A 26,927-nucleotide genomic window follows, 5' to 3' on the forward strand; every position below is an offset into this window, starting at 1 on the left:
ATGGAAGCCCTGTATTTGCTGATACCCCTGAGTATCTGCCTGGTGGCGCTGGCGGTGTGGGTGTTCTTCGGCGCGGCCGAGAGCGGGCAATTCGACGATCTCGAAGGGCCGGCGCTGCGCATATTGCGCGATGACGACCCGTAAGCCCGGCGGATTTCCCGCCGACGCGGTGATGGTTGGTGCGTGAATTGCCGCGCCCGGAGATCGGTCGCGAAGGGCATCACATCGACGGCCCGCGCCCCGTGCGCAGCGCTTTCTCGGTCTGCTCCTGGCACCCGATGCACATGCGCACCGTCGGCGTGGCCAGCAGCCGCGCTTCCGGAATCTCGCAGCCGCAGGATTCGCAGATCCCCGCGCCGCCCGCTTCCAGCTTGCCGAGCGCGACATCGATCGCGTGCAGCAGCGCCGCCTCGTGTCCGGCGAAGTGTTCCTCGTCGTGGCTGATCATTTCGGCGGCTACCTGATCGTCCCCTTGCAGCGCGTGGGACAGCGGTCCGATCGCGGGCGCCTCGCCCTCGGCCGCATCGGTGCGGGCACGCACCGCGCGCAGGGTGGATGCGCGCGCCTGCCGCAGGCGCCGGGTCATTTCGTCATGGACGGATTGCGAAAGCGGCGGCATAGCGCTTTTCCTTGCTAACGTGGAAATACGAGGAAAAACCCAAACCGAGCGGGGGTGCTTCGCCTGCAAAGAAGTTTGATTCATCTCAAAACGGCGCCACTGATGTTGCGGAACGACGCGCTGCTCACTCGGTAACAACACTTCGCTCCTTACCTCATCCGATGCTGAACAATTTGATTCACATCAAGGATTTTTGAGGTTCCGAAAAGCACACTCCTGACTGTCATCCATAAGATTTTTCAGGAGAACATCTTGGACAGCAGTCTCAATTATAACTACAAGATCGTGCGCCAGTTTGCCATCGCGACCGTGGTCTGGGGCGTGATCGGCATGGCCGCCGGCGTCTTCATCGCCGCGCAGCTGGCCTGGCCGGCACTGAACTTCGACATCCCCTGGCTGAGCTACGGACGCCTGCGTCCGCTGCACACCAATGCCGTGATCTTCGCCTTCGGCATCTGCGGGCTGTTCGCCACCTCCTACTACGTGGTCCAGCGCACCTGCCAGGTGCGCCTGTTCTCGGACCGGCTGGCCGCCTTCACCTTCTGGGGCTGGCAGGCGGTGCTGGTCTCGGCCGCGGTCTCGCTGCCGATGGGTTTCACGCGCGGCAAGGAATACGCCGAGCTCGAATGGCCGATCGCGATCCTGATCACGGTCGTCTGGGTCGCCTACGCCGTGGTCTTCTTCGGCACCATCGTCAAGCGCAAGGTCAAGCACATCTACGTCGCCAACTGGTTCTTCGGCGCCTACATCCTGGCGGTCGCCGTCCTGCACGTGGTGAACGGCATGGCGATTCCCGTTTCCGCCATGAAGTCCTACTCCGTCTACGCGGGCGTGCAGGACGCCATGATCCAGTGGTGGTACGGCCATAACGCGGTGGGCTTCATCCTGACCGCCGGCTACCTGGGCATGGTCTACTACTTCATCCCCAAGCAGGCCGAGCGCCCTGTGTACAGCTACCGCCTGTCGATCGTGCACTTCTGGGCCCTGATCTTCACCTACATGTGGGCCGGCCCGCACCACCTGCACTACACCGCGCTGCCCGACTGGACCCAGTCGATCGGCATGGTGTTCTCGCTGATCCTGCTGGCGCCCTCCTGGGGCGGCATGATCAACGGGATGATGACCCTGTCGGGCGCCTGGCACAAGCTGCGCTCGGACCCGCTGCTCAAGTTCATGATCGTCTCGCTGTCCTTCTACGGCATGGCCACCTTCGAGGGCCCGATGATGTCGATCAAGACCATCAACTCGCTGTCGCACTACACGGACTGGACCGTGGCCCACGTGCATGCGGGCGCCCTGGGCTGGGTCGGCTTCATCACCATGGGCTCGATCTACTACCTGATCCCGCGCCTGGCGGGCAAGAAGCAGATGGCCAGCATGGCCCTGGTCGAGACCCACTTCTGGGTCGCCACCATCGGCATCGTGCTGTACATCGCCTCGATGTGGATCGCCGGCGTGATGCAGGGCCTGATGTGGCGCGCGGTGAACCCGGACGGCACCCTGACCTATACCTTCGCCGAAAGCGTCAAGGCCACCTATCCCTACTACGTGATCCGCTTCACGGGCGGCTTCCTCTACCTGTCGGGCATGGTGCTGATGGCCTATAACACCTGGCTCACCATGCGCGGCACCGCCAGCGTGGATGCGCGCATCCCCACCGGCCCCCACACACCGCGGCTGGCGATCGCCGGCGAGCCGGTCCACGCTTAAGCAAAGGAACCCACCATGAAATTCACCCACGAGTGGATCGAGAAGAATCCCTGGCTCCTGATCGGACTGGTCCTGCTGGTCATCTCCTTCGGCGGCCTGGTCGAGATCGTGCCGCTGTTCTTCCAGAAATCCACGACCGAGCCGGTGGCCGGCTTGAAGCCTTATTCGCCGCTGCGCCTGGCGGGACGCGACATCTATATCCGCGAAGGCTGCTACAACTGCCACTCGCAGATGATCCGGCCCTTCCGCGCCGAGACCGAGCGCTACGGCCACTATTCGGTGGCCGGCGAATTCGTCTACGACCACCCCTTCCAGTGGGGCTCGAAGCGCACCGGCCCCGACCTGGCGCGCGTGGGCGGGCGCTACAGCGACGAATGGCACCGCACCCATCTCGACAACCCGCGCGACGTGGTGCCGGAATCGAACATGCCCGGCTACCCCTGGCTGGCGCGGAACAAACTGGTGCCGGCCGAGATCCTGCCGAAGATGCGCGCGATGCAGCGGATCGGCGTGCCGTACACCGACGCCGAGGTGGCGGCCGCGCCGGCCGAACTGGCCGGCAAGACCGAACAGGATGCCCTGGTCGCCTACCTGCAAGGCATGGGCACCCAGATCAAGACGAGGAACTGAGATGGCACTGCAACAGATTTTCGACAGCGCGAGCAGCCTGATGACCGTGGTCAGCTTCACGACCTTCCTGGGCATCCTGGGCTGGACCTACGTGCTCCACAAGAACAAGGATTTCGACGCGGCGGCCGCGCTGCCCTTCGCGGACGAGGCATGCGAGGAGGAATGCGACCATGGCTGATTTCTTCAACGGCTTCTGGCACTGGTACATCGCCGTCATCACGGTGCTGTCCATCGTGGGCTGCGGCATCCTCCTGTGGTCGCAGTCGGTGCACAAGGTCAAGCTCGACGCCAGGGGCGAGCCGTACGAGACCACGGGGCACGTCTGGGACGAGGACCTGACGGAGCTGAACACGCCGATGCCGCGCTGGTGGATGTGGCTGTTCTACCTGACCATCGTGTTCGGCCTGGCCTACCTGGTGCTGTACCCCGGCCTGGGGAGCTACGCGGGCAAACTGGGCTGGAACTCGGCCGGCGAATACCGGGAGGAACTCGCGCAGGCCAAGGCCGGCTACGGCCCGCTGTTCGCGCAGTACGCCAGGCAGGACCTGAAGGCGGTGGCGGCCGACCCGCAAGCCCAGGCGATCGGCGAGCGCCTGTTCCTGAACTACTGCGCCCAGTGCCACGGATCTGACGCGCGCGGCAACAAGGGCTTTCCCAATCTGACCGACGGCGACTGGCTGCACGGCGGCGAACCGGCGCTCATCAAGGCCAGCATCATGAACGGCCGCATCGGCATGATGCCGGCCATGGGCGCCGCCCTGGGTTCGGACAAGGACGTCGAGGCGGTGGCCCATTACGTGCGCAACCTGTCCGGCCTGACCGCCGACCCGGTGAAGGTGGCATTCGGCAAGCCGAAGTTCGCCGCCTGCGTGGCCTGTCATGGCGCGGAAGGCAAGGGCAATCCGATGATGGGCGCGCCCAACCTGGCCGACAAGACCTGGCTCTACGGCGGCAGCGCCGAGACCGTGATGGAAACCATCCGCAAGGGCCGCACCAATACCATGCCGGCCTTCGGCGAATTCCTCGGCGAAGAGAAGGTGCACGTGCTGGCCGCCTACGTGTGGAGCCTGTCCAACGACACCTCGATCAGGACAGCGGAGGCAAGGTGAACGCGCCCACGCAGATGCCCAACGAGGCCGTGATCCGGATGTACGCCGCGCGGGAAGAGATCTACCCGCGCGAGATCAAGGGCCGCTACGCCTCGCTGCGCTGGTCTTGCGTCTGGCTCACCCAGCTGCTGTTCTACGGCCTGCCATGGCTGAACATGAACGACCGCCAGGCGGTGCTGTTCGACCTGGCCAGCCGCAAGTTCTACCTGTTCGGCCTCGTGTTCTGGCCCCAGGACTTCATCTACCTGGCCGCGCTGCTGATCGTGTGCGCCTACGGCCTGTTCCTGGTGACGGCCGTGGCGGGCCGCGTATGGTGCGGATTCGCCTGCCCGCAGACGGTGTACACCGAGATCTTCCTCTGGATCGAGCGCAAGATCGAAGGGGCGCGCAGCGCCCGCATCCGTCTCGACCGCCAGCCCTGGACCCCGGAAAAGATCGCGAGGAAAGGGACCAAGCACCTGGCCTGGGGCGCGGTGGCGCTGTGGACCGGTTTTTCCTTCGTCGGCTATTTCACGCCGGTGCGCGAATTGAGTTTCGCGGTGCTGGGCATGACCCTGGGCCCCTGGGAAGCCTTCTGGGTGCTGTTCTACGGTCTGGCCACCTACGGCAACGCGGGCTGGCTGCGCGAGCAGGTGTGCAAGTACATGTGCCCCTACGCGCGCTTCCAGAGCGCGATGTTCGACAAGGACACGCTGATCGTCACCTACGACGCCGCCCGCGGCGAGCCGCGCAATGCGCGGCCAAAGGCGCAAGCGGCGGGCGACTGCATCGACTGCAGCCTGTGCGTGCAGGTCTGCCCGACCGGGATCGACATCCGCAAGGGCTTGCAGTACGAGTGTATCGGCTGCGCCGCCTGCATCGACGCCTGCAACGGGGTCATGGACAAGGTGGGCAAGCCGCGCGGCCTGATCCGGTACGCGACCGAGAACGGCCTGGCGTACAAGCTGGGGCCCGCCGCCATCCGCAAGCGCATGCTGCGCCCGCGCGTGCTGGTCTATGCTGCCGTGCTGGCGGCCCTGGTGGCCGGGATGGCGGTGTCGATCGCCGTCCGCAATCCGCTCAAGCTGGACGTGATCCGCGACCGCGGTTCGATGGGGCGCGAGGTGGAGGACGGCATGATCGAGAACGTCTACCGCCTGCAGGTGATGAACACGAGCGAGACGCCGCGGCGCCTCAAGATCGCCGTCAGCGGCATCGCGTCGGCGAAGGTGGCCGGCGAAGAGATCGTCGAGATGGCGGCGGCCAGCACGCGCGCGGTGCCGGTGCGGGTGCGCATCGACGGCGGCGCGGCCGCGCCTGGCTCGAACAGGATCGATTTCAACTTGAGCGCCGTCGGCGATCCGGACTTGCAGGTGTCCGAGGACGCGGTGTTCATCGTGCCGAAGTGAGAAGGAGCCCTACATGCAATCCGCGATCCATCCCTTGTGGCGTGACGCCATCCCCTGGTACAGGCACCGCTGGCCCTGGTTCCTGATGATCGGCCCGGTGCTGGTGCTGGTCGCCGGCGCCGTCACGGCCTGGCTGGCCGTCAGCCGGCCGGACGCGCTGGTGGTGGGCGACTACTACAAGCAGGGCAAGGCCATCAACCAGGACCTGCGCCGCGAACGCGTGGCCAGCAGCCTGGGACTGCGTTTTGCCGCGCGCCACGACGCGCGCGCGGGCCGCCTGGAGGGCCGGCTGGAAAGCCACGGCAAGCCGGTGCCGGCGCCTTTCCACATCCGCCTGGCGCACCCGACCCAGCCGGAAAAAGACCTGGTGCTGGAAGCGCTGCCGGATGCCAAGGGACGCTTCGCCGCCGCCTTGCCGGTGCTGGAACAGACCCACTGGCAGGTGGTGGTCGAAGGCGCGGCGCGCGACTGGCGCCTGGCGCGCAGCTGGAGTCCGGCGCGGCAGGACACGCTGACAATCCAGGCCGATCCGCGCTGAACGGCCTCAAGGGGCCGCGGAGGCCTGGCGCGGGGCCCGGCACAGCGGCGACCGGGACGCCGCCCACTCGGCCGCCTGCCGTACCGCGGCGGCGCCGGCCGCGGCGGAGACCTGCGCGGGAATGCCGCCGCGGATCACCGGCGCGTCGCCGACCGCATAGCGCCGTTCGGACAGGATCAGGGTCGAGCCGTCCGCCATCGGATAGCTCATGTTCGCCGTCGTCATGCCGTGCGAGACCGTCCCGAATGTGCGGACCCGTTCGCCTTCTCCCATCAGGGCCACCAGCAGCATTTCTCCTGCGCTCGAGGTCTGTCCGCCGACCACGACGCCCAGCGGCGTGCCGGCGAAGCGCAGCAGCGGATTTTTCCCTTCACCGCCGTGGCGCTGCTCGATCTGCGCGAGTGTCTGCGGATGGACGTAGCGCTGGCGCACCCCGTTGCGATCCACCATCGACGCGGTGTTTGCGGCGCTGAGCAGGGGATGCATGGCCGCGAAGGGCGGCCACGCGTTGCCGCCGCGCTGCGCGCTCAGGTCGACCACCAGGGCGCAAGCGCTCGACAGCCCCGGCAGCGCGGAGGCATCCGCCATGAAGCGTTTCAGGAAGGCGGGCGCCTCGACCTCCATGTTTCCCACGCTCTGGGGCGGGGTCCAGTGCAGCACCTTGCCGCCGCCGGTGTCGAGCAGGGCGAACGAGGACACCGGCGCCGCCGCCGCCAGGGCGGTGACCCGTGCCGCCTGTTGCCCTTGCATGGCGACGGGAGAACGGATGAAGGAATGCCGGTCCGCGTCGAGTGTGCCCAGCAGCGTGTCGACATGCTGGAACAGCGCGCGGCGGTCGCTGTGCTCGCCGGCCGCGGAGAGGACGGCCAGCAGCGCGGTCTTGGCCTGCGCATACTCGGCGGGATCGCGCGGCGGCAGGGCGTTCGTCTCCACCAGCTCGATCGTGCGCCCCACGACTTCCTTCGCCAGCGATGTCGGTATCAGGTCCGCTGCAGGAGCTTGCGCCGCCTGGGCCGGCAGTCGTAGAACGGATGCGAGAACCAGTACCGCCAGCCGCTTCCTCGCGCGCTTGTGTGCCATGTTGTCTCCATCGATGAGCAGGTGCGGCCATGGTAGCAAGGAGCGGCTACGCAAAGCGGGTAAATGAGACCGTCGACCCGCGGGGCGTACGTACGCAGCTTGGCAACAGCCCGCGTTGTTGCTTTGCTCCCTTCCGTGTTAGATTCCTCGGCGGCAATTGCGGCGCATGCGCGCCGCATACAGATCAGATCAACGACAAGGAAGAGAGACCCCACGATGCCATCGTCCCGCCTGCGCGCCCAGCTCGCCGCCCTGTTCATCCCCGTCATCCTCGCCGGCGCGACCGTGCCGGCGGTCGCCCTGGCGGCGCCGTCGTCCGCGTCCGCCAGCGCCGTCAAGCCGCACAAGGCCTTCGACCAGTGGGCCGACAAGTTCGCCGAGGATTGGGTGCGCCTGAGCCCGCAGCTGGCGACCATGACCCAGTACTTCAGCGGCGCCGAGCAGGCGAAGCTGGACCGCGAGCTGACGCCGCTCACCACCGCCCACCGCCAGAAGGCGGTCGCGCTGGCCAAGGCGGGCCTGGCGCGCCTGGACCAGTTCAAGACCGCGCCGCTGGACGAGAACCAGAAGGTTTCGGCCGCCGTGATGCGCTGGTCGCTGCAGAACACCGTCGCCAACGAGCCTTTCGAGGACCACTCCTTCATCTTCTCGCAGTTCAGCGGCGTGCAGGTGAGCCTGGTGAACTTCCTGACCACCACCCATCCGCTGCGCAACAAGATGGACGTCGACAGCTACCTGGCGCGCCTGGAGCAGGCCGGGACCCGCATGGACGAGGCGCTGGCGCGCGGCCGCGCGGCCGCCGCCAAGGGGCTGATCCCGCCGCGCTTCATCCTGGAGCGCGCCCAGTTCCAGGTCGACCACTTCCTCAAGCCCGCCGCCGCCCAGAACGTGCTGGTCACCACCTTCGAACAGCGCAGCGCCGAGCTGAAGGACCTGAGCCCTGAGGCGCGCGCCGCCGCGATCGCCCGCGCCACCCGCATCGTCGAAGAGAAGATCCGCCCGGCCTATGGGCGCGTGAAGGACTTCATGGCCGAGATCCACCCGCGCACCGGCGACGTGGCCGGCATCTCGCGCCTGCCCAACGGCGCCGCGGCCTATGCCCGCGCGGTCGAGAACTTCACCAGCACCAAGCTGACCCCCGAGCAGATCCACGAGATCGGCCTGCGCGAAGTGGCGCGCATCGAGGGCGAAATGGACAAGCACCTGCGTTCGCTCGGTCTCGCCGAAGGGAATATCGAGACCCGCATGAAGCAGCTCGACCAGCGCTTCCAGCCGAAAGGCGAGGGCGATCCGCGCCCGGCGATCCTGGCCAGCTATGCCGAGATGGTGCGCGATGCCGAGAAGCGCAGCGCCTCGCTGTTCAAGCTGAAGCCGCGCGCGCCGGTCGAAGTGCGCCGCGAGCCGCCGCTGACCGAGCCCTCGGCCGCGGCCCACTACAGTCTGCCGGCGCCGGACGGCAGCCGCCCGGGCATCTTCTGGGTGCCGCTGCGCGGTCCGAGCTTCGACATGATCCGCATGCGCAGCCTGGCCTACCACGAGGCGGTGCCGGGCCACCACTTCCAGCTGGCGATCCAGCAGGAACTGACCGGGATCCCGAAATTCCGCAGCCAGCGCATCTTCAGCGGCGGCAGCGCCCACGCCGAAGGCTGGGCTCTGTACACCGAACGCCTGGCGGTGGAGCAGAACTGGTACGAAGGCGACGTGCCCGGCCTGCTCGGCGCGCTCGGCTCGGAACTGTTCCGCGCTCGCCGCCTGGTGGTCGACACCGGCCTGCACGCGAAGGGATGGACCCGCCAGCAGGGCATCGACTACGGCATCGGCGCGCAAGAGGTGGAACGCTACGTCGCCTGGCCGGGCCAGGCCAATGCCTACATGATCGGCATGCTGCGCATCATCGAGCTGCGCGAAAAGGCGCGCAAGGAGCTGGGCGACAAGTTCTCGCTGCCGGCCTTCCACGACCTGGTGCTGGGCGCGGGCTCGGTGCCGCTGGACGTGCTGGGCGAGCTGGTGGACGGCTGGATCGCCAAGCAGAAGAGGGCGTAAACGAGGAATGGCGGACCGGATGGTCCGCCATTCTCGAGACTGCGTTCAGGCGGTGTTACTTGCCGTCTTGCATCTTCTCGCCAGCACGCTCCACGGCGCGGCCGGTGGCGTTCTGGGCGCGGTCCGCAGCGGCATCGACTTCGGCCGCGGCTTCCTTGGTTTCCTGCTTCACTTCGGCGCCTGCGGCTTCGATGCGCTCGCCGGCACGCTCGGTGGCGGCTTCCACGCGGTCGCCGGCGCGCTCGGCGGCGGCGGCGGTCTCAGCGGTGGCTTCCTTGGTTTCGTTGGCCACGGTCTGGCCGGCGTTGTCGATCGCCGCGCCAGCTTCCTGCGCCGGACCCTTGCCGTCGCCGTCCACGTCCTTTTTGCAACCGGTTGCCAGAACGGTCACTGCCATCATGATGCCTGCCAAGGTCATTTTGTTCATGGTGCTCTCCTTAAAGAATGGGCAATTCATTAATATGTGGTGTTTTGACAATATATTACGCCGTGGTACGGCCGCGTTCCGTGCGCTGGCGCACGCCTGTAGCAATCGGCTGCCGATGTTGCTATGCTGTCCACGGATTTATCGCTGAGTAAGGTGGTTACCGCGCCGCCTGCATTGTCCACACCGGCACACCCGTGCCCTAGTCTGCTAGGAAAAACATGTCTCTGAACGAGTTAGTCACCGCCATCAATGGCGTCATCTGGAGTCCGGCGCTGATCGCGTTGTGCCTGGGCACCGGTCTGTATTTCTCCATCCGCTCGCGTTTCCTGCAGGTGCGCCATGCGGGCGAAATGGTTCGATTGATGTTTGAAGGCAAGAGTTCGGAGCAAGGGGTGTCCTCCTTCCAGGCCTTGTCCATGACCCTGGCCGGGCGCGTCGGCACCGGCAATATCGCGGGCGTGGCTACCGCGATCACTTTCGGCGGCCCCGGCGCCGTGTTCTGGATGTGGGCGGTCGCCTTCCTCGGCGCCAGCTCGGCCTTCGTGGAATCGACCCTGGGCCAGGTATACAAGGAACAACTGGGTAAGGAATACCGCGGCGGGCCCGCCTTCTATATCGAGAAGGGCCTGGGCATGAAATGGTATGCGCTGACCTTCGCCTTCGCCACCATCATCGCCACCGGCCTGCTGCTGCCTGGCGTGCAGGCCAACTCGATCGCCGAGAGCCTGAAGACCGCTACCGGCATCGACCCCGCCATCACCGGCGTCGGCCTGTGCGTGGTGCTGGCCTTCATCATCTTCGGCGGCGTCAAGCGCATTGCCCACTTCGCCGAAGTCGTGGTGCCCTTCATGGCCCTGGGCTACATCCTGGTGGCGGTGGCCATCGTGGCGATGAACATCGGCGCGCTGCCTGGTGTTCTGAAGCTGATCTTCGTGAATGCCTTCGGCGCGGACGCCGCCTTCGGCGCGATCCTGGGCCTGGCGATCCAGTGGGGCGTCAAGCGCGGGGTGTACTCGAACGAGGCGGGGCAGGGCACCGGCCCGCACGCCTCGTCGGCCGCCGAAGTGAGCCACCCGGCCAAGCAGGGCCTGGTGCAGGGCTTCTCGGTCTACATCGACACCCTGTTCGTGTGCTCGGCGACCGCCTTCATGCTCCTGATTACCGGCCAGTACAATGTCGAGGCGCCGGACGGCACCCCGATGTTCACCGGCGTGCAGGGGGTCGCCTCCGGCCCCGGCTACGTCCAGACCGCGCTGGAGAACGTGATGCCGGGCTTCGGCGCCCTGTTCGTCGCCATCGCGCTGCTGTTCTTCGCGTTCACCACGATCGTCGCTTATTACTACATCGCCGAGACTAACATCGCCTACATCAACCGGACCGTCAACCGTCCGTGGATGACGCTGCTGCTCAAGCTGTTCATCATCGGCGCGACCTACTACGGTTCCGTGAAGACGGCGGAAGCTGCCTGGGGCCTGGGCGACATGGGCGTGGGCCTGATGGCCTGGCTGAACATCATCGCCATCCTGATGCTGCAGAAGACGGCCTTCAAGTGCCTGCGCGACTACGAAGCCCAGAAGAAGGCCGGCAAGGATCCGCAGTTCGATCCGAAGGCGCTGGGCATCGAAGGCGCCCACTACTGGGAGCAGCGCGTGCAGGCCGGCAAGACGCAAGCCCCCGGCAAGGCCGTCGCCTAATCTTCCTTCGGCTTCGTCGTGCTGCGCAGGATCGCCAGCACGACGAGGGCGAACAGGGTGCTGAGCACCGCCGTCGCCTCGCGCCCCATGCCGGCCGCGATGCCGATCGCGGCGGTCAGCCAGACGCTGGCCGCGGTGGTCAGGCCCTTGATGTCGTCCTTGTCGGTCTGCTTGAGGATGGCGCCCGCGCCCAGGAAGCCGATGCCGGCCACGATGCCCTGCAGGACCCGCGACAGGTCCTGGATGCCCATCCCCGCCTGCAGCGGGATCAGCACGAAGAGGGCGGCGCCGAGCGAGACCAGCATGTGGGTACGCAGGCCGGCGGAGGCGCCCACCGATTCACGCTCGTAGCCGAGCAGCCCGCCCAGCACCAGCGCCACCAGCAGGCGCACCACGATGCGGGTGATGTCCTCCACGTTCCCCAAGTCCGAGAATTCCTGCTGCACCGTCATCCAGCTTCGTGTCCACCACACCGTGTTCGCTCCTGTTGAGATTACTCTGGCATGATGCCAGTTTGGTGGCTCAGGCGGCGCATGGATAGCTGATCCACTGTTTCGGCCCGCGCCCTTAATCCGTCATCCCCGCGAAGGCGGGGACCCAAGTTTGCGTGAGTAGCCTCATGGTTCCATTCAAGCTCGATTCAACGAGCTTGGATCCCCGCCTTCGCAGGGACGACGGGTTGAGCGAGCGGGTATAACGAGGTGCCCGTGGACGGCTGGCTTAATCGTCTCTACGCGCATGCGCCCGCGCACACGCCACCACCCCGCCCACCAGCAGTACCATGGCCGCCCATTCCAGCCCCGTCGGCCACCTTTCCTCCCACAGGAAGCCGTATAGCGACGCGAACAGCGTCTCGAACACGATCATCTGCCCCATCAGGGTCAAGGGCAGGGCGCGGCTCGCCACGTTCCACAAGGCGTTGCCCAGGATCGAGCACAGGATCGCCACGCTGGTCACCACGCCCGCGAAATGCAGCCATTGCGCGCTGCTGTGGCCCGTGTCGGTCCCGGCAAACGCGGGAACCGCCAGCAACAGGGCCTCCAGTCCGGTCACGACCCCCATCGCCAGGTTCCAGTCGTGGCCCGAGACGCCCTGCAAGCGGCCAAGCCAGCGGCTGTTGTTCACCGCGTAGATGGTCCAGGACACCAGCGCGCCCACCGCGCAGCCCAGGCCGGGCAGCGAATCGATGCCGGCGCTGGACAGCGACTGCCAGCTGATGCAGGCCAGCCCGGCCGCGCTTAGGGCCAGCGAAGGCAGCAGGCGGCGCAGCGGCGGCGCGTGGCGGTCGCGGCTGCCCACCAGGGTGACGGCGATCGGCAGCAGGCCGATCACCAGCGAGGGCATGGCCACGCCGCCTTGCTGCACGGCGGTCGCCAGGAACACGTAATAAACGATGTTCCCGCTGAAGGAGAGCCAGAGCAGGGCGCGCCATTCCTTCCAGGTGAGCGTGCGCAGCAGGCGCCGCCAGGAAGGCGCAATCAGGACCGCCGCCACCAGGCCGTAGGCCAGGTAGCGCCCGGCCGACAACTGCAAAGGCAGGAAGCCGGCGGTGAGTTCGGGAGCGAGAAAGACCAGGCCCCAGAGGGCGCCGGCGAGGATGCCCGAACCGATGCCGAGCGAGGTGTGCGAAGTGCTTGGCTTGACCATGAATGTCTCCTGAGAGCGGAGATTCTGGCCGCGCGGCCGGGACCGCGTCTTGGCGCCGCCTACTGCGTCTTGTGCGTATCCTCGCGTGCGGCCTTGCGGTAGGCGGCGGGCGTGGTGTCCATGGCCTTGCGCATGGCGCGGGTCAGCACGCTCTGGTCGGAGAAGCCGGTCTCCAGGGCGAGGTCGGCGATGGGCCGCCCGGTCGAGGCCAACAGGGTGCAGACCGCTTCCAGCCGGCGGCGCAGCAGCCATTCGTGGGGGCTCAGCCCAGTCTCCAGGCGGAACAGGGTGTGCAGGCGGCTGGCGCTGAGGGAGGCGGCGTGCGCCATGCTGTCCAGGGTCCAGGGCAGGCCGGGTTGAAGCTCGATGCGCGCCATCAGCGCGGCAAGCCTGGAGGCGGGCTGGAAGGCGGCCTGGGCCTGGGCCAGGGAATCGAGCAGCAGCGGGGTCCAGCCCTGCACCAGCTGGGGCGCCGCCTTGGCGCCGGCCGCCGCCAGGCTCATGAACTCGACCAGCTTGCGCGCGGCCGCGCCGATCGGGGTGAAGGGGCGCTCCAGCAGGCGCTCCCAGGGACCTTGCCGCAGCAGCCCGGGATCGAGGTCGAGGATGAAGGACTGGTTGCCGGCCGCGCCAGCCTGCGAATGCCAGGCGCCGGGTGCGACCACGGCGGCGTGCAGCAGATCGAGCTTGCGGCCGCGGCCTTCGATGTCGAGTTCGACCTCGCCGGCCACCGGCAGCACGATCTGGGCATAGTCGTGGCGGTCCGCCTCGCGCACCATGCCGTAGCTGCGCAGGTGCAGGTCGACCGGAAGCGGCGCCGCCATGGTTCAGGCCATGGGGCTGCAGATGTCGGTGCCGGCCGCGAGCGCCTTCAGCTTGGCCGGGTCGAGCAGGGTGACGTCGCGCTTGTCGACCTGCAGCCAGCCCTGCTTCTTGAAGCGCGACAGCAGCCGGCTGACGCTCTCGATGGTCAGGCCCAGGTAGTTGCCGATGTCCTCGCGCGACATGCGCAGCTGGAAGCTGGTGGGCGAATAGCCGCGCGCCGCATAGCGGGCCGACAGGTTGACCAGGAAGACGGCGAAGCGCTGCTCGGCGCGCATATTGCCTAGCAGTAGCATGACGTTCTGCTCGCGCGTGATTTCCTGGCTCATGATGCGGTGGAAGTGGCGCAGCAGGGCCGGCACTTCGCCGAACAGCTCTTCGAGGCGCGTGAAGGGAATTTCGCAGACCTCGCTGTCTTCCAGCGCCACGGCGTCGCAGTGGTGGTTGCCGCTGATCGCGTCCATGCCCAGCAGCTCGCCGGCCATCTGGAAGCCGGTGATCTGGGCTTCGCCGGCCGCGTTCACCTGGTAGGTCTTGAAGTGGCCGAAGCGCACCGCGTACAGGTTGCGGAACGGCTCTCCCATCTGGTAGAGCCGTTCATCTTTTTCCAGGCGCCGGCGGCGGCCGATGATCTGGTCGAGGCGGTTGATGTCGGCGTCTTCCAGGCCCATGGGCAGGCACAACTGGTGCATGCTGCAGGCGGAGCAGCTGGCTTTCAGGGCCTGGATGCTCACGGGCTGCTTGCTGGGGTCGGTGATGAACGACACGGGCTGGGTCATGGGGGTTCCGGTGGATCGCGCGATGCTCAGATTATAGACGGGCGGGCCGGGGATGCGACGCGACAAATCGTCCCAGGGACCCAGATTTGCCGGCAAACCGCGCCAGATTCAGTGACAGCCGTAGCAAAAAAGCCATTACCCAAGCGTGCGCCCCCACCGCGCATGCTAGATTCGCAACACGCCGACACCACGAAGGAACACGCCATGCTTGGTCTGTCCGCCCTGGATCTCGCACGGATCCAGTTCGCCTTCACGATGTCCTTCCATATTTTGTTTCCGGCTATCACAATTGGCATGGCCAGCTACCTGGCCGTGCTCGAACTGTGCTGGCTGCGCAGCGGGCGCCAGGTCTTCGTCGACCTGTATCACTTCTGGCTCAAGATCTTCGCCGTCACCTTCGGCATGGGCGTGGTCTCGGGCATCGTCATGGCCTACCAGATCGGCACCAACTGGAGCTACCTGTCGGAATTCGCGGGCAGCATCCTGGGACCGATCCTGTCCTATGAAGTGCTGACCGCCTTCTTCCTGGAGGCCGGTTTCCTGGGCGTGATGCTGTTCGGCTGGAACCGGGTCGGCCCGGCCCTGCATGTCGTCGCTACCTGCATGGTGGCGATCGGCACCCTGATCTCGTCCACCTGGATCCTGGCCGCCAACAGCTGGATGCAGACGCCGCAAGGCTATGCCATCGAGAACGGACGAATGGTGCCGGCCGACTGGCTGGCGATCGTTTTCAATCCCTCCTTTCCCTACCGCCTGGTGCACATGGTGATCGCCGCCTATCTCACCACGGCCCTGCTGGTGGGCGCCTCCGCCGCCTGGCACCTGCTGCGCGGGCGCGACAACCCGGCGGTGCGCAAGATGATGTCGATGGCGATGTGGATGCTGCTGCTGGTGGCGCCGGTCCAGGCCGTGGTCGGCGACTTCCACGGCCTGAACACGCTCAAGCACCAGCCGGCCAAGCTGGCGGCGATGGAAGGCCACTGGCAGAACCATCCGGGCGAGGCGGTGCCGCTGCTGCTGTTCGGGATTCCCGACATGGAAGAGGAGCGCACCCGGTACGCGCTCGGCATCCCTTACCTGGGCAGCATCATCCTGACCCACACCCTGGACGGCCAGGTCCCGGCCCTGAAGGATTTTCCGCGCGACCAGCGGCCGAACTCCCTGATCGTGTTCTGGAGCTTCCGCCTGATGGTGGGGCTGGGCCTCCTGATGATCGCGCTCGGGGCCTGGAGCCTGTTCCTGCGGCGCGGCGGGCGCCTGTTCGCCAACCGGCTGTTCCTGCGCTTCGCCCTGTGGATGGGGCCGGCGGGCCTGGTGGCGATCCTGGCCGGCTGGGTGACCACCGAGGTGGGGCGCCAGCCCTGGGTGGTGTATGGCGTGCTGCGCACGGCGGACGCCGTCTCGCCCCATGGCGCCGTGGCCCTGGGCCTGACCCTGGCGCTGTTCGTGGCGGCTTACCTGTTCGTGTTCGGGGCCGGCACCGGCTACGTGCTGCGCATGATCCGCAAGGGGCCGCAGCACTTCGAGCTGGCGCGGCCGCCCGAGGGCGGGCCGGGCGAGGAGCGCACCCCGATGCGGCCGATGTCGGCGGCCGACGTCCAGAACGACGACAATACCAACGACGGCGCGGACGCTGGTCCGGAGCGGAGCTGAAGCCATGGGCATCGATACTTCCATCATCTGGGCCGTCATCATCTTCTTCGCGGTCTTCATGTACGTGCTGCTGGACGGCTTCGACCTGGGCATCGGCCTGCTGTTTCCCTTCACTCCCAAGAAGCGCGACCGCGACACCATGATGAACACGGTGGCCCCGGTCTGGGACGGCAACGAGACCTGGCTGGTGCTGGGCGGGGAAGGACTGCTGGCGGCCTTCCCGGTGGCCTATTCGATCATCCTCTCGGGCCTCTACCTGCCTCTGGTCTTCATGCTGATCGGCCTGGTGTTCCGCGGCGTGGCCTTCGAGTTCCGCTTCAAGGCCAAGGAGCACGAGCGCCACCTGTGGGACAAGGCCTTCATCGGCGGCTCGGTCGTCGCCAGCTTCTTCCAGGGCGTCTCGCTCGGGGCCTTCCTGGACGGCATCGCGGTCTCTGGCCGCAGCTATGCCGGCGGGGCGCTCGACTGGATCGCGCCTTTCCCCCTGGTCGCCGGCCTGGGCGTGATGATCGCCTATACCCTGCTGGGGGCTACCTGGCTGATCATGAAGACCGAAGGCGAACTGCATGCGCGCATGGTGCAGGTGGCGCGTCCCTTCGCCCTGATGCTGCTGGGCGCCATCGTGGTGGTCAGCATCTGGACCCCGCTGCGCGACCCGGCCGTGGCCGACCGCTGGTTCACCTTCCCGAACACCGTGTTCCTGGCGCCGGTGCCGATCCTGGTGGCGGCCTGCATGCTCCTGCTGCTGCGTTCGCTGGGGCGCGGGCGCGGCAAGGAGCCGTTCAGGCTGCCCTTCGTGATGGCCCTGGCCCTGATCTTCCTGGGCTACAGCGGCATGGCGATCAGCATCTGGCCCCACATCGTTCCGCCAAGCATCTCGATCTGGGAAGCGGCCTCGCCGCCGAGCAGCCAGGGCTTCGCGCTGGTGGGCACGCTGTTCATCCTGCCCATCATCCTGATGTACACGGCCTGGTCGTACTGGGTATTCCGGGGCAAGGTCAAGGCCGACGCGGGCTATCACTGATGGAACACCTCAAGCCCGGCAAACGCCAATGGATGCGCCGCCTGGCCTGGACGGCGGCGCTCTGGCTGGGCGGCGTGGCCACCCTGGCGCTGGTTGCCTTCGCGCTGCGCCTGGTCATGCGGGCAGCCGGCATGCGTTGACGAGCCAAGCGTGCGCGCTCTCCAGCTGGGGAGGAATACACTTCTCATGAACCTTTGCTAACAGGAGAGCTGCACAGTGTCCACGCCCAGCGCGCCCACGCTCGACCGACCAGCCGGCGTCACGCTGGCGCCTCCCCTGAGTGGTGAAGACCAGGCGCGCGCCGACCTGTACGCCTTGCTGTCGCGGCTGCTTTTGGCTCCGCCCGACGCCGAGCTGCTGGAGGCGCTCGCCAATGCCGACCCGATCCTGGCCCAGGGCGGCGAACTGGCCTTGGAGCAAGCCTGGGAGCAATTGACCTTGGCATCGGGCGTGATGGACCCGCAGGCGGTCGCCGACGAATTCGCCCAGCTCTTCATCAGCATCGGCACGCCGCCGGTCAATCCCTACGGTTCACGCTACCTGTCCGGCTACATCAACGACGCTCCGCTGGCCGTCCTGCGCGCCGACCTGGCGCGCCTGGGACTGGCGCGGGTGCGCGGCGTGGGCGAGTTCGAGGACCACCTGGGCGCCCTGTGCGAGACCATGCGCCTGCTGGTGGCGGGCGCACCGGGCATTCCACGCCGCACGCTGGCGGAGCAGAAAAGCTTTTTCGAGGCCCACCTCGCGCCCTGGTATGCGCGCGCCGTGGCCGACATCTCGGCCGCCGAGGGGGCCAACTACTACCGGCTGATCGCAAGGCTGGCGGGAGTCTTCCTCGCGATCGAAGCCGAGGCCTTCGTGGTAGGGGAGGAGACCCATGACTGACGCACTCGAAGCGACCGGCGCGGCGTTGCCCGCGCCCCCGTCTTCCGGCCAGGCGCCGGACCCTCGCGGGCCTGGGCCCGACCCCACCCGCCGCAGCTTCCTGAAGGCGGCGCCGCTGGGCGCCCTGGCGGTCGTGACCGGTTCCGCGCAGGCGGACGCGGCCAAGGCCCCGGCCGCCGGCGCCGCGCCCCGGACCGCGCGCGGCTACCACGAAACCGAGCACATCCGCCGTTACTACCAGACCGCCGCCTATTGGTGAGCGATATCGTGAGCGATACAGGAGGAGCCAGCACATGTCCCTCGTAAAGACGACGCGCGACAGCGCCCTGAAGCGCAGGCGTTTCCTGGTGGGAGCGGGTGTCGCGGCCGGCGCCGGCGCCTTCGCCCGCCACCTGCCGCTGAACGTGATCGAAGCGGCCGAGGCGGCCGATCCGGTGCCCAACGCCCCGGTGCCGACCGAGATCAAGCGCACGGTCTGCAGCCACTGCTCGGTGGGCTGCTCGGTCGACGCGGTGGTCGCCAACGGCGTCTGGGTGCGCCAGGAAGCGGCCTTCGATTCGCCCATCAACATGGGCGCCCACTGCGCCAAGGGCGCCTCGGTGCGCGAGCACGCCTTCGGCGAGCACCGCCTGCGCTACCCGATGAAGCTGGTGGGCGGGAAATACCAGCGCATTTCCTGGGACCAGGCGATCAACGAGATCGGCGACAAGCTGCTGCAACTGCGCCAGCACGCCGGCCCCGACGCCCTGATGGTGATCGGCAGCTCCAAGCACAATAACGAACAGGCCTATCTGCTGCGCAAGTGGGTCTCGATGTGGGGGTCGAACAACTGCGACCACCAGGCGCGCATCTGCCACTCGACGACGGTCGCGGGCGTGGCCCAGACCTTCGGCTACGGGGCGATGACCAATTCCTTCAATGATTTGCACCACAGCAAGGCGGTGCTCTTCATCGGCTCCAACCCGGCCGAGGCCCACCCGATCTCGATGCTGCACTTCCTGCACGCCAAGGAACTGGGCGCGAAGATGATCGTGATCGACCCGCGCTTCACCCGCACGGCGCGCTTTGCCCACCACTACGTGCGGGTGCGTCCCGGCACCGACATTCCGCTGGTCTGGGGCATGCTGTGGCATATCTTCCAGAACGGCTGGGAAGACAAGAAATACATCAGCGAGCGCACCTACGGCATGGAGGACGTGCGCAAGGAAGTCGCCAAGTGGACGCCCGATAAAGTGTCGGACGTGACGGGCGTGCCGGAATCGGCGGTGCGCATGGCGGCCGAGATGCTGGCGACCAACCGGCCGTCCTCGGTGGTCTGGTGCATGGGCATCACCCAGCACCACGTCGGCACCGCCAATGTGCGCGCGCTGTGCATCCTGCAGCTGGCGCTGGGCAATATCGGCGTGCCGGGCGGCGGCGCCAACATCTACCGCGGCCACGACAACGTGCAGGGCGCCACCGACGTCGGCCCCAATGGCGAGTCGCTGCCGGGCTACTATGGCCTGGCCGAAGGTTCCTGGAAGCACTTCGCAAATGTCTGGGGCGTCGACTACAACTGGATCCTGTCGCGCTTCGCGTCCAAGGAGCTGATGGAGAAGCCCGGCATCACGGTGTCGCGCTGGTTCGACGCGGTCAACGAGCAGAACCGCTTCATCGACCAGCCGAGCAATCTGCGCGCCGTGTTTTACTGGGGCCACGCACCCAACAGCCAGACCCGCCTGCCGGACATGAAGGCGGCGATGCAAAAACTCGACATGCTGGTCGTGATCGACCCCTACCCGAGCATGACGGCGGCCATGCACGGCCGCACCGATGGCGTCTACCTGCTGCCGGCCGCCACCCAGTTCGAAACCCAGGGTTCATGCACCGCCTCGAACCGTTCGATCCAGTGGCGCGAGCGGGTCATCATGCCCCTGTTCGAGTGCAAGACCGACCACGAGATCATGTACCTGTTCGCGCGCAAGCTGGGCTTCGCCGAACAGCTGTGCAAGAACATCAAGGTGGTGCATAACGAGCCGGTGATCGAGGACATCCTGCGCGAGATCAACCGCTCCTGCTGGACCATCGGCTACACCGGCTGCTCGCCGGAGCGGCTCAAGCTCCACATGGAGAACAAGCACACCTTCAACCCGACCACGATGCGCGCCGACTCCGGTCCCTGCAAGGGCGACTACTACGGCCTGCCGTGGCCGTGCTGGGGCACGCCGGAAATGAAGCACCCGGGTACGCCCATCCTGTACGACATCAGCAAGCCGGTCGCCGAGGGCGGCATGCCCTTCCGCGCCAACTGGGGCGTGGAGCACAACGGCGAAACCCTGCTGGCGGCGGATGGCTCGACCAACAAGGACAGCCAGCTCGACACCGGCTACCCGGAATTCGATCACGTGTTCCTGAAAAAGCTGGGCTGGTGGAACGAGCTCACCCCCGCCGAGCAGGCCATGGCCGAGGGCAAGAACTGGAAGACCGACAATTCGGGCGGCATCATCCGCGTCGTCATCGCCCACGGCTGCGCGCCCTGGGGCAATGCGCGCGCCCGCGCCAACGTGTGGAACTTCCCCGATCCGGTGCCGGTCCATCGCGAACCGCTCGCCTCGCCGCGCCGCGACCTGGTGGCCAAGTACCCGACCTACGACGACAAGGCGGCCTTCTGGCGCCTGCCGACCCTGTATAAATCGGTGCAGGCTGTCGATTTCTCCAAGGATTTCCCCCTGATCATGACCTCGGGCCGCCTGGTCGAATACGAGGGCGGGGGCGACGAAACCCGTTCCAACCCCTGGCTGGCCGAGCTCCAGCAGAACATGTTCGTCGAGGTCAACCCGCGCGACGCCGACCAGATCGGGGCCCGGGTCGGCGACTACGTCTGGGTCGAGACCCCGACCGGTGCGCGCCTGAAGATGATGGCGATGGTGACCGAGCGGGTGCCGGTGGGCCTGGTGTGGATGCCCTTCCACTTCGGCGGCTGGTGGATGGGCGACGATCTCGAACGGCACTACCCCGAGGGCGGGGCCCCGACCGTGCGCGGCGAAGCCTGCAACACGGGCTGGACCTATGGCTACGACGCCGTGACGATGATGCAGGAAACCAAAGTGTCGCTATGCCGCGTGGTGCGGGCATAGAGCGAGCGAACGACTGGCGGAGGAGACAGGCATGGCTGCGAGGATGAAGTTCATTTGCGATACGGAGCGCTGCATCGATTGCAACGGCTGCGTGACCGCCTGCAAGAACGAGCACGAGACGCCCTGGGGCATCAACCGCCGGCGCGTGGTGACCATCAACGACGGCGTGCCGGGCGAGCGCTCGGTCTCGGTCGCCTGCATGCACTGCACCGACGCCCCCTGCCTGGCGGTGTGTCCGACCAACTGCATCTACCACACCGAGGACGGCATCGTCCTGCACAGCAAGGACCAGTGCATCGGCTGCGGCTACTGCTACTACGCCTGCCCCTTCGGCGCGCCGCAGTTTCCCGAGACCGGGATGTTCAACCATCGCGGCAAGATGGACAAGTGCACCTTCTGCGCCGGCGGCCCGGAACCGGATACCTCGGAAGCGGAGTTCAAGAAATATGGCCGCAACCGCATCGCCGAAGGCAAGCTGCCGGCCTGCGCCGAGATGTGCGGCACCAAGGCGCTGCTGGCCGGCGAGGCCAACATCATCGCCGACATCTACCGCCAGCGCGTCGAGACCCGCGGCTACGGCCCCGAGCTGTGGGGCTGGAAGATCGCCTACGGCCGGCCCAAGCGGGGCGGCGAGGTCAAGGCCAAGGGCGACCTGCCGCGCGAGAACCAGAAAGCCGGCGATTTCCAGAATGGCGGAGGGAGGTTCCCGACATGAAGCGATTCAACATCGTGTGCATCGCGGCGCTGCCGCTGCTGCTGGCCGGCTGCCTCGAGGTCGACCAGCATCCCGCCTGGCTCAAGGGCGAGTACGCCGGCAAGGAAGACCCGCGGCCCTACCAGACGCGCTTCCACAACGACCGCCTGGCCTGGTGGGCGGCGATGGAAAACCGCAACAGCAAGCAGAACGAGTACAACCGCGCCAACCCCTGACGAGGAGCGATCCATGCGAGCGAACCTGATGCTGCTGCGCGCCATGCTGCTCCTGGTGGCCGCCTTGACGCTGCCGGCCGGCTGGGCCGGGGTGCCCAATGAGCGGGCCGAGCCCGCGTACGCCGAGGAACAGACCATGCTCCAGATCGAAGGCGATTCGCGCGTGCCCGAGCCCGGCCTGAACCAGGCGTCCTCGGGGCGGGTGCACATGGACCGCCACTTCCTGGGCCAGTACGGCGCCACCGAGGCCAACGTCATCGTCCAGCGCGGCGGCAACACCTGGCGCCACCTGCGCAACGGCCCGCTGGCCACCATCACCGGCATCATCCTGCTGGTGGTGCCGCTCCTGATCTTCGTGTTCTACAAGACCGTCGGGCCGATGCCCGAGGCCCCGCGCTCGGGGCGCACCATCCAGCGCTTCACACGCTGGGAGCGCCAGGTGCACTGGGCTACGGCCTTCAGCTTCATCGCCCTGGCGATCACCGGCATCATCATCATGTTCGGCAAGAAGATCATGCTGCCCTGGATGGGCCACACCCTGTTTTCCTGGGTGGCCATCGTGTCCAAGTACCTGCACAACTTCGTCGGCCCGCTGTTCATCCTGTGCACCATCCTGATGTTCTTCGCCTTCGTGCACCGCAATTTCTTCCGGCGCGAAGATTGGCAATGGGTCAAGGAGGGCGGCGGCATGGTGTCGCACAAGCATGTGCCGGCGGGCTTCTTCAACGCCGGCGAGAAGGCCTGGTTCTGGCTGGGTGTGACCCTGCTGGGCCTGCTCATGTCGGTCACCGGCCTGGTGCTCGATTTCGTCACCTTCGGCCAGACCCGCTGGGTGCTGCAGGTGGCCAACTACCTGCATATCGGCGGCGCCGCGCTCTACATGGCCGCGGCCATGGGCCACATCTACATCGGCACCCTGGGCACGCCGGGCGCCTATGAAGCCATGCGCCATGGCACCGTGGACGAGGAATGGGCCCGGATGCACCATGGAATCTGGCACGAGCAGCTCAAGTCCGGCGCCGCGCCGGGCAACGCGCCAGGCCCTTATTCGCCCGGCGACGAACCACCGACCCGTCCTGGCCCCGTGCGGCCCGGCCCAGCGCATTGAGGCCGCCCATGAAGACCATATTGACGCTGGTCGGAGCAACACTGGCCCTGCTGCTGGCGGCGGGCTGCGACCGACCGCGCGGCGCGGCCGCGGGTATCGAGCAGACCAAATTCCCGGGCCAGGTCACGGCCGGCGGCGGCACCAGCGGCGAGATCCTGGAAAAGAACAAGCCGCCGACGGTCGACGCCACCTATGCGGGCGGTACGCCGGGCATCGCCGGCGGCTCCGGCGGCACCACGGGCGGCGCGGCCACGGCCGGCACGGTGCAGGAAAGCGGACAGGGACCCTCGCACGGCACCACCATGCCGACCGGCGCCGGGCAGGCGGGCGCCACGCTGCCGCCGGGCGACATGGGCAAGCCGGCCGCGCCGGCGAATCAGCCGACGGCGCCGGCCAGCAATGTGGCGCCGCAGGGTCCGGCGGCGCCGGGCAAGCTGGAGGGCAAATGATGAAAGCAACGACAGTGAGCAGGATGGCGCTGCTGGCGGCCCTTGCGCTGCCCCAGGGCGCATGGGCGGCCTTGCCGCCGCCGAACCCGGCTCAGGCGCAGGCCGCGGCGGCCAAGAAGGCCGAGGCGGAGGCCCAGGCGGCCAAGGACAAGGCGGCGCTGACTGCATCGATGGACGCGCTGAGCGCACGCTGGCGCTCGCGCGCGGCCGGGCAGGGCTGGAAGGTGAATGCGCCCGTCGCCATCGCCGCCCCGGCCGCCGCGCCCGGTGTGACCACCCCCGGCGTGACACCGCCCGCGGCCGGCGTGCCGGCGGGAGCGCCTTCGGCCGCCACGCCCGGTACGCCCGGCGCCGCGCCTGCCACTGGCGCCGCGCCGCGCAGCCCGCAGGCGCTGCAGGCCGCCAACGTTCCCGTCAAGAGCGAAAAGCTGGGCACCGCCGCGCCCAGCACCGACGTCAAGAAGGCGCCCTCGAAGCCGGTGCCGGCCGGCGCCGCGCCCGCTGTCGAGAAGAAGAACACGCCGGAAACGGCCAACAAGAAATGATGGAGACCGGTTCGTCATGAAAATGGGAAGTTTGCCAGTCGCCATCATCATGCAGCGGCGCGCGGTGCGGCACCAGTGGGCCGACGACGCCTGGGCGGCGGTGGGCGTGGTGCCGGACCGCGGCAACCTGCCGCGCCTGCAGGTGCTGAGCGAAAGCCCGGACCGCGACTATTACCTGGTCTCCGGCCTGGAACTCGAGCTGTTCACGGACGAGAACGACGGCTACTACGAGAACTGCATGGCGCCGGAATCCAAGGTGTTCGTGCTGTGGCGCATGGAAGAGGGCAAGGCCATCCCCGTGCGCGCCTCGGTCAGCTATATGGAAGGCACGCGCATGTTCGATTCCGGCGAATCCGCCGATGGCGTTGCGATGCCGGCCGAGGTCTACGCCTGGCTGGCCGACTACCTGCGCAAGCACTACACGCCGCGGCCGCGCAAGGGCCGCCAGCACGGGTGAGCGGCGATTCGATGGCGGAAGAAGGTTTCCTGCGCCGCTGGGCGCGGCTCAAATCCAGCGGAGGCGACGCGCCGCGGCAGGAGGTACCGGCGCCGGCTCCGGCGCCGCCGGCGCTTGCGCGCACTGCCGACGGAGCAAGCGACGAGGGCGACCAGGCGCTGCGGCCCTTGCCGACCGTGGACGACATTGCCGGGCTGAGCTTCGATTCCGACTATTCCGGCTTCGTGGCGCAGGGCGTGGACAAGGCCGTGCAGCGCCTGGCGCTCAAGAAGCTGTTCGCCGATCCGCATTTCAAGGTGATGGACGGCCTCGACATCTACATGGACGATTACAACGTCGCCTCGCCGCTGGCCGCGGACATGCTGGCCGAACTGCGTCACGCCGACAGCGCATTGCAGCGCGTGCTCGACGTCGAGGCGCCGGAGGAAGGCGCCGGCGCGGCGGCGGCGGCTGAGGCTGAGGCGCAGGACGTGGTGACGCAGCAAGAAGAAGACCGGCCGCAAGGGAATCCACAAGAGAACCCACAAGGGAACGCATGAATATTCGACTCAACGACGGGGCGCCCGCCGACCCCGTCCGCAATGGGCGCGACGCCCTGGCGCGCCAGGCCGCGCGCGCGGCACTGGAAGCCATTCCCGCCTTCGAGGCGGCGGTCACCGTCGACTACCGCTCCGCCGGAAGGGTGCTGGTGGCCGGGCCGGCCGCCCAAGCGCTGCCCTGGGCCGACCGCCTGGCCACCGCTCTGCCCGTGACCGCCATCCTGCTCGACGCGCCTGTGCCGGGCGCCGCGCGGGCCTATCCGGTGCATGTGGCGCGCGCCGTTGCCGTGGCCGGCTGGCTCGGCGCCTTCGAAGCACGCTGGCAGGCGGAGGGGCAGCCGCTGGGACGGGACAAGTTCGACCTGGTGCTGGACCTGTGCCGGGCGCGCCTGATCCCCACCCACCAGCGTCCGCACGGCTACTTCGCGCCGGGCGAGGACGAGGCCGCGCGCGCCGCGGCGGCGGAAGCGCTGCTGGACATGGTGGGCGACTTCGAGAAGCCCAGATACTTCAACTACAAGGAGCGGCTGTGCGCGCACAGCCGAAACGGCCGCCAGGGCTGCAATGCCTGCGTCGACATCTGCTCGGCCGAGGCGATCGCGGGCGACGGCGACGGCATCAAGGTCAACCCCTATCTGTGCGCCGGCTGCGGCGCCTGCACCACGGTCTGTCCGACCGGCGCGATCACCTATGCCTATCCGCCGGCCCAGCTGACCGGCAGGCGCATCCAGGCGGCCCTGCGCGCCTTCCGCGAGGCGGGCGGCGAGGAACCGGTGCTGCTGCTGCACGACGGCGGGCGCGGCGCAGCCATGCTCGCCGAGCTCGGCCCGGAAGCGCCGGGACGCATACTCGGGCTCAACCTGCACCATGCGGCGACGGCCGGGATCGACGTCTGGCTGGCCGCGCTGGCCTATGGGGCGGCGGGCGTGGCCGTCCTGATGACGGACGAGCACGCGCCCCAGTACGTGGCCGCGCTCGGCCAGCAGATGGCGGTGGCCCAGGCGGTGATCGACGGCCTGGGTTATGCCGGCCCGCACTTCCAGCTGCTGCGGGTCGATGCCCCCGACGAGCTGGCGCTGGCCCTGCGCCACGCGCCGCGCGGCGAGGTCCCGCGCGAGCCCGCCGTGTTCCACCTGGCCGCCGACAAGCGCAATACCCTCGACTATGCGCTCGACCACCTGCAGCGCCACGCGCCGCAACGGCCCGAAGTGGTGCCCCTCCCGCCAGGTGCGCCCTTCGGCACGCTGGCGGTGGACCGCCAGGCCTGCAGCCTGTGCATGTCCTGTGTCGGCGCCTGCCCGGCGGCGGCCCTGCAGGACGGACAAGGCTTGCCGCAGCTGCGCTTCATCGAGAAGAACTGCGTGCAGTGCGGACTGTGCGCCAGCACCTGCCCGGAAAACGCCATCACCCTGGTGCCGCAGATGCGCTTCGGCGAGACCCGCATGCAGGCCGTCGTGCTGAACGAAAGCCAGCCTTTCCACTGCATCCGCTGCAGCAAGCCCTTCGGCACCCTGCAGATGGTCGAGAACATGCTCGGCCGCCTGGCCACCCACCCGGCCTTCGCCGGCAAGCTGGACCGCTTGCGCATGTGCGGCGACTGCCGCGTGATCGACATGATGGAGCCACGCGACGAGATGAAGGTGACGGTGCTCAAGCGCGACTGAGAGCGTAGGGTTGGCCGGGGCGCGCAGCCGGCTCTGCAGCCGACCCTCCGGTTCGCACGCGGACCGAAACA

General features: G+C 67.6%; 30 protein-coding genes. 23 read left to right on the forward strand and 7 right to left on the reverse strand.

Features of this window, described 5'->3' with window-relative positions; translation table 11 throughout:
• On the forward strand, positions 1–144 hold the full coding sequence (gene ccoS / locus V7778_RS06975; RefSeq protein WP_335553148.1) for a cbb3-type cytochrome oxidase assembly protein CcoS: 144 nt from the start codon (positions 1–3) through the stop codon (positions 142–144).
• Positions 145–220: 76 nt separating this feature from the next.
• Here ccoS and V7778_RS06980 read toward each other — a convergent pair whose 3' ends face one another.
• Positions 221–619 carry a TraR/DksA family transcriptional regulator gene (locus V7778_RS06980; protein WP_335553150.1) on the reverse strand — a complete coding sequence of 133 codons (399 nt, stop codon included), beginning with the start codon at positions 617–619 and terminating at the stop codon, positions 221–223.
• Positions 620–871: 252 nt separating this feature from the next.
• Here V7778_RS06980 and ccoN point away from each other — a divergent pair, with 252 nt between their 5' ends.
• Genes ccoN through V7778_RS07010 form a run of 6 tightly spaced genes read left to right on the forward strand, consistent with a single transcriptional unit; the run spans position 872 to position 5,994 of the window.
• Positions 872–2,329, forward strand: a complete 1,458-nt coding sequence (gene ccoN, locus V7778_RS06985) for a cytochrome-c oxidase, cbb3-type subunit I (protein WP_335553152.1) — start codon at positions 872–874, stop codon at positions 2,327–2,329.
• 15 nt (positions 2,330–2,344) lie between these two features.
• Positions 2,345–2,959 (forward strand): cytochrome-c oxidase, cbb3-type subunit II, encoded by a 615-nt coding sequence (ccoO, locus tag V7778_RS06990; RefSeq protein WP_335553154.1) that lies wholly within the window; start codon positions 2,345–2,347, stop codon positions 2,957–2,959.
• Position 2,960: 1 nt separating this feature from the next.
• The gene (locus tag V7778_RS06995; RefSeq protein ID WP_335553157.1) at positions 2,961–3,137 is read left to right on the forward strand and encodes a cbb3-type cytochrome oxidase subunit 3; all 177 of its coding nucleotides are present in this window, start codon (positions 2,961–2,963) and stop codon (positions 3,135–3,137) included.
• Positions 3,130–4,068, forward strand: a complete 939-nt coding sequence (gene ccoP, locus V7778_RS07000) for a cytochrome-c oxidase, cbb3-type subunit III (RefSeq protein ID WP_335553159.1) — start codon at positions 3,130–3,132, stop codon at positions 4,066–4,068. The genes V7778_RS06995 and ccoP overlap by 8 nt, the downstream gene beginning before the upstream one ends.
• Before the next feature lie 14 nt (positions 4,069–4,082).
• A complete protein-coding gene (gene ccoG, locus V7778_RS07005) occupies positions 4,083–5,456 on the forward strand; it encodes a cytochrome c oxidase accessory protein CcoG (RefSeq protein ID WP_335553269.1) in 1,374 nt (457 codons plus the stop codon).
• Positions 5,457–5,469: 13 nt separating this feature from the next.
• Positions 5,470–5,994, forward strand: a complete 525-nt coding sequence (locus V7778_RS07010; protein ID WP_335553161.1) for a FixH family protein — start codon at positions 5,470–5,472, stop codon at positions 5,992–5,994.
• Between the two features lie 6 nt (positions 5,995–6,000).
• Here the strand turns inward: V7778_RS07010 and V7778_RS07015 are convergent, their stop codons facing one another.
• Positions 6,001–7,074 carry a S41 family peptidase gene (locus V7778_RS07015; protein WP_335553163.1) on the reverse strand — a complete coding sequence of 358 codons (1,074 nt, stop codon included), beginning with the start codon at positions 7,072–7,074 and terminating at the stop codon, positions 6,001–6,003.
• Positions 7,075–7,290: 216 nt separating this feature from the next.
• Between V7778_RS07015 and V7778_RS07020 the strand changes: the two genes are divergently transcribed.
• Entirely contained in the window at positions 7,291–9,117 is a 1,827-nt protein-coding gene (locus V7778_RS07020) for a DUF885 domain-containing protein (RefSeq protein WP_335553165.1), read from the forward strand.
• Positions 9,118–9,172: 55 nt separating this feature from the next.
• Here the strand turns inward: V7778_RS07020 and V7778_RS07025 are convergent, their stop codons facing one another.
• Entirely contained in the window at positions 9,173–9,544 is a 372-nt protein-coding gene (locus V7778_RS07025; RefSeq protein ID WP_335553167.1) for a hypothetical protein, read from the reverse strand.
• 218 nt (positions 9,545–9,762) lie between these two features.
• On the opposite strand from V7778_RS07025, the gene V7778_RS07030 reads away from it, so the two are divergent.
• Positions 9,763–11,238 carry an alanine/glycine:cation symporter family protein gene (locus V7778_RS07030; RefSeq protein ID WP_335553169.1) on the forward strand — a complete coding sequence of 492 codons (1,476 nt, stop codon included), beginning with the start codon at positions 9,763–9,765 and terminating at the stop codon, positions 11,236–11,238.
• Here V7778_RS07030 and V7778_RS07035 read toward each other — a convergent pair.
• From V7778_RS07035 to fnr, 4 genes are all read right to left on the reverse strand, one after another.
• A complete protein-coding gene (locus V7778_RS07035) occupies positions 11,235–11,690 on the reverse strand; it encodes an MgtC/SapB family protein (RefSeq protein ID WP_335553270.1) in 456 nt (151 codons plus the stop codon). The genes V7778_RS07030 and V7778_RS07035 overlap by 4 nt on opposite strands.
• A 268-nt stretch (positions 11,691–11,958) precedes the next feature.
• On the reverse strand, positions 11,959–12,885 hold the full coding sequence (locus V7778_RS07040) for a DMT family transporter (protein WP_335553171.1): 927 nt from the start codon (positions 12,883–12,885) through the stop codon (positions 11,959–11,961).
• Between the two features lie 59 nt (positions 12,886–12,944).
• Positions 12,945–13,709: a helix-turn-helix transcriptional regulator gene (locus V7778_RS07045; protein ID WP_335553173.1), complete on the reverse strand. Its 765-nt coding sequence runs from the start codon at positions 13,707–13,709 to the stop codon at positions 12,945–12,947.
• Positions 13,710–13,712: 3 nt separating this feature from the next.
• A complete protein-coding gene (fnr, locus tag V7778_RS07050; RefSeq protein WP_335553175.1) occupies positions 13,713–14,486 on the reverse strand; it encodes a fumarate/nitrate reduction transcriptional regulator Fnr in 774 nt (257 codons plus the stop codon).
• Positions 14,487–14,690: 204 nt separating this feature from the next.
• Here fnr and V7778_RS07055 point away from each other — a divergent pair, with 204 nt between their 5' ends.
• From V7778_RS07055 to V7778_RS07120, 14 genes are all read left to right on the forward strand, one after another.
• On the forward strand, positions 14,691–16,139 hold the full coding sequence (locus V7778_RS07055; RefSeq protein ID WP_335553177.1) for a cytochrome ubiquinol oxidase subunit I: 1,449 nt from the start codon (positions 14,691–14,693) through the stop codon (positions 16,137–16,139).
• 4 nt (positions 16,140–16,143) lie between these two features.
• Positions 16,144–17,163 (forward strand): cytochrome d ubiquinol oxidase subunit II, encoded by a 1,020-nt coding sequence (gene cydB / locus V7778_RS07060; protein WP_335553179.1) that lies wholly within the window; start codon positions 16,144–16,146, stop codon positions 17,161–17,163.
• On the forward strand, positions 17,163–17,303 hold the full coding sequence (locus V7778_RS07065) for a DUF2474 domain-containing protein (RefSeq protein WP_335553181.1): 141 nt from the start codon (positions 17,163–17,165) through the stop codon (positions 17,301–17,303). The genes cydB and V7778_RS07065 overlap by 1 nt, the downstream gene beginning before the upstream one ends.
• A gap of 76 nt (positions 17,304–17,379) precedes the next feature.
• Positions 17,380–18,048, forward strand: coding sequence for a TorD/DmsD family molecular chaperone (locus V7778_RS07070; protein ID WP_335553183.1), 669 nt, complete (start codon positions 17,380–17,382; stop codon positions 18,046–18,048).
• Complete coding sequence (locus V7778_RS07075; protein ID WP_335553186.1) at positions 18,041–18,307, forward strand: formate dehydrogenase; 267 nt, start codon at positions 18,041–18,043, stop codon at positions 18,305–18,307. Before V7778_RS07070 ends, V7778_RS07075 begins: the two co-directional genes overlap by 8 nt.
• A gap of 34 nt (positions 18,308–18,341) precedes the next feature.
• Entirely contained in the window at positions 18,342–21,164 is a 2,823-nt protein-coding gene (locus V7778_RS07080; RefSeq protein ID WP_335553188.1) for a formate dehydrogenase subunit alpha, read from the forward strand.
• A 31-nt stretch (positions 21,165–21,195) separates the two neighbouring features.
• Positions 21,196–21,879, forward strand: a complete 684-nt coding sequence (fdh3B, locus tag V7778_RS07085) for a formate dehydrogenase FDH3 subunit beta (protein ID WP_335553190.1) — start codon at positions 21,196–21,198, stop codon at positions 21,877–21,879.
• Positions 21,876–22,094 (forward strand): hypothetical protein, encoded by a 219-nt coding sequence (locus tag V7778_RS07090; RefSeq protein WP_335553191.1) that lies wholly within the window; start codon positions 21,876–21,878, stop codon positions 22,092–22,094. The genes fdh3B and V7778_RS07090 overlap by 4 nt, the downstream gene beginning before the upstream one ends.
• A 13-nt stretch (positions 22,095–22,107) precedes the next feature.
• Positions 22,108–23,202, forward strand: a complete 1,095-nt coding sequence (locus V7778_RS07095; protein ID WP_335553193.1) for a formate dehydrogenase subunit gamma — start codon at positions 22,108–22,110, stop codon at positions 23,200–23,202.
• Positions 23,203–23,210: 8 nt separating this feature from the next.
• Complete coding sequence (locus V7778_RS07100) at positions 23,211–23,651, forward strand: hypothetical protein (RefSeq protein WP_335553195.1); 441 nt, start codon at positions 23,211–23,213, stop codon at positions 23,649–23,651.
• Complete coding sequence (locus V7778_RS07105) at positions 23,648–24,196, forward strand: hypothetical protein (RefSeq protein ID WP_335553197.1); 549 nt, start codon at positions 23,648–23,650, stop codon at positions 24,194–24,196. The genes V7778_RS07100 and V7778_RS07105 overlap by 4 nt, the downstream gene beginning before the upstream one ends.
• Before the next feature lie 16 nt (positions 24,197–24,212).
• Entirely contained in the window at positions 24,213–24,653 is a 441-nt protein-coding gene (locus V7778_RS07110) for a DUF3305 domain-containing protein (protein WP_335553199.1), read from the forward strand.
• Positions 24,654–24,664: 11 nt separating this feature from the next.
• The gene (locus V7778_RS07115) at positions 24,665–25,192 is read left to right on the forward strand and encodes a DUF3306 domain-containing protein (RefSeq protein WP_335553201.1); all 528 of its coding nucleotides are present in this window, start codon (positions 24,665–24,667) and stop codon (positions 25,190–25,192) included.
• Entirely contained in the window at positions 25,189–26,856 is a 1,668-nt protein-coding gene (locus V7778_RS07120; RefSeq protein WP_335553203.1) for a 4Fe-4S binding protein, read from the forward strand. The genes V7778_RS07115 and V7778_RS07120 overlap by 4 nt, the downstream gene beginning before the upstream one ends.
• Positions 26,857–26,927 lie beyond the last annotated feature (71 nt).

The sequence above is a fragment of the Massilia sp. DD77 genome (genome assembly GCF_036961685.1).
Lineage (GTDB): Bacteria > Pseudomonadota > Gammaproteobacteria > Burkholderiales > Burkholderiaceae_D > Telluria.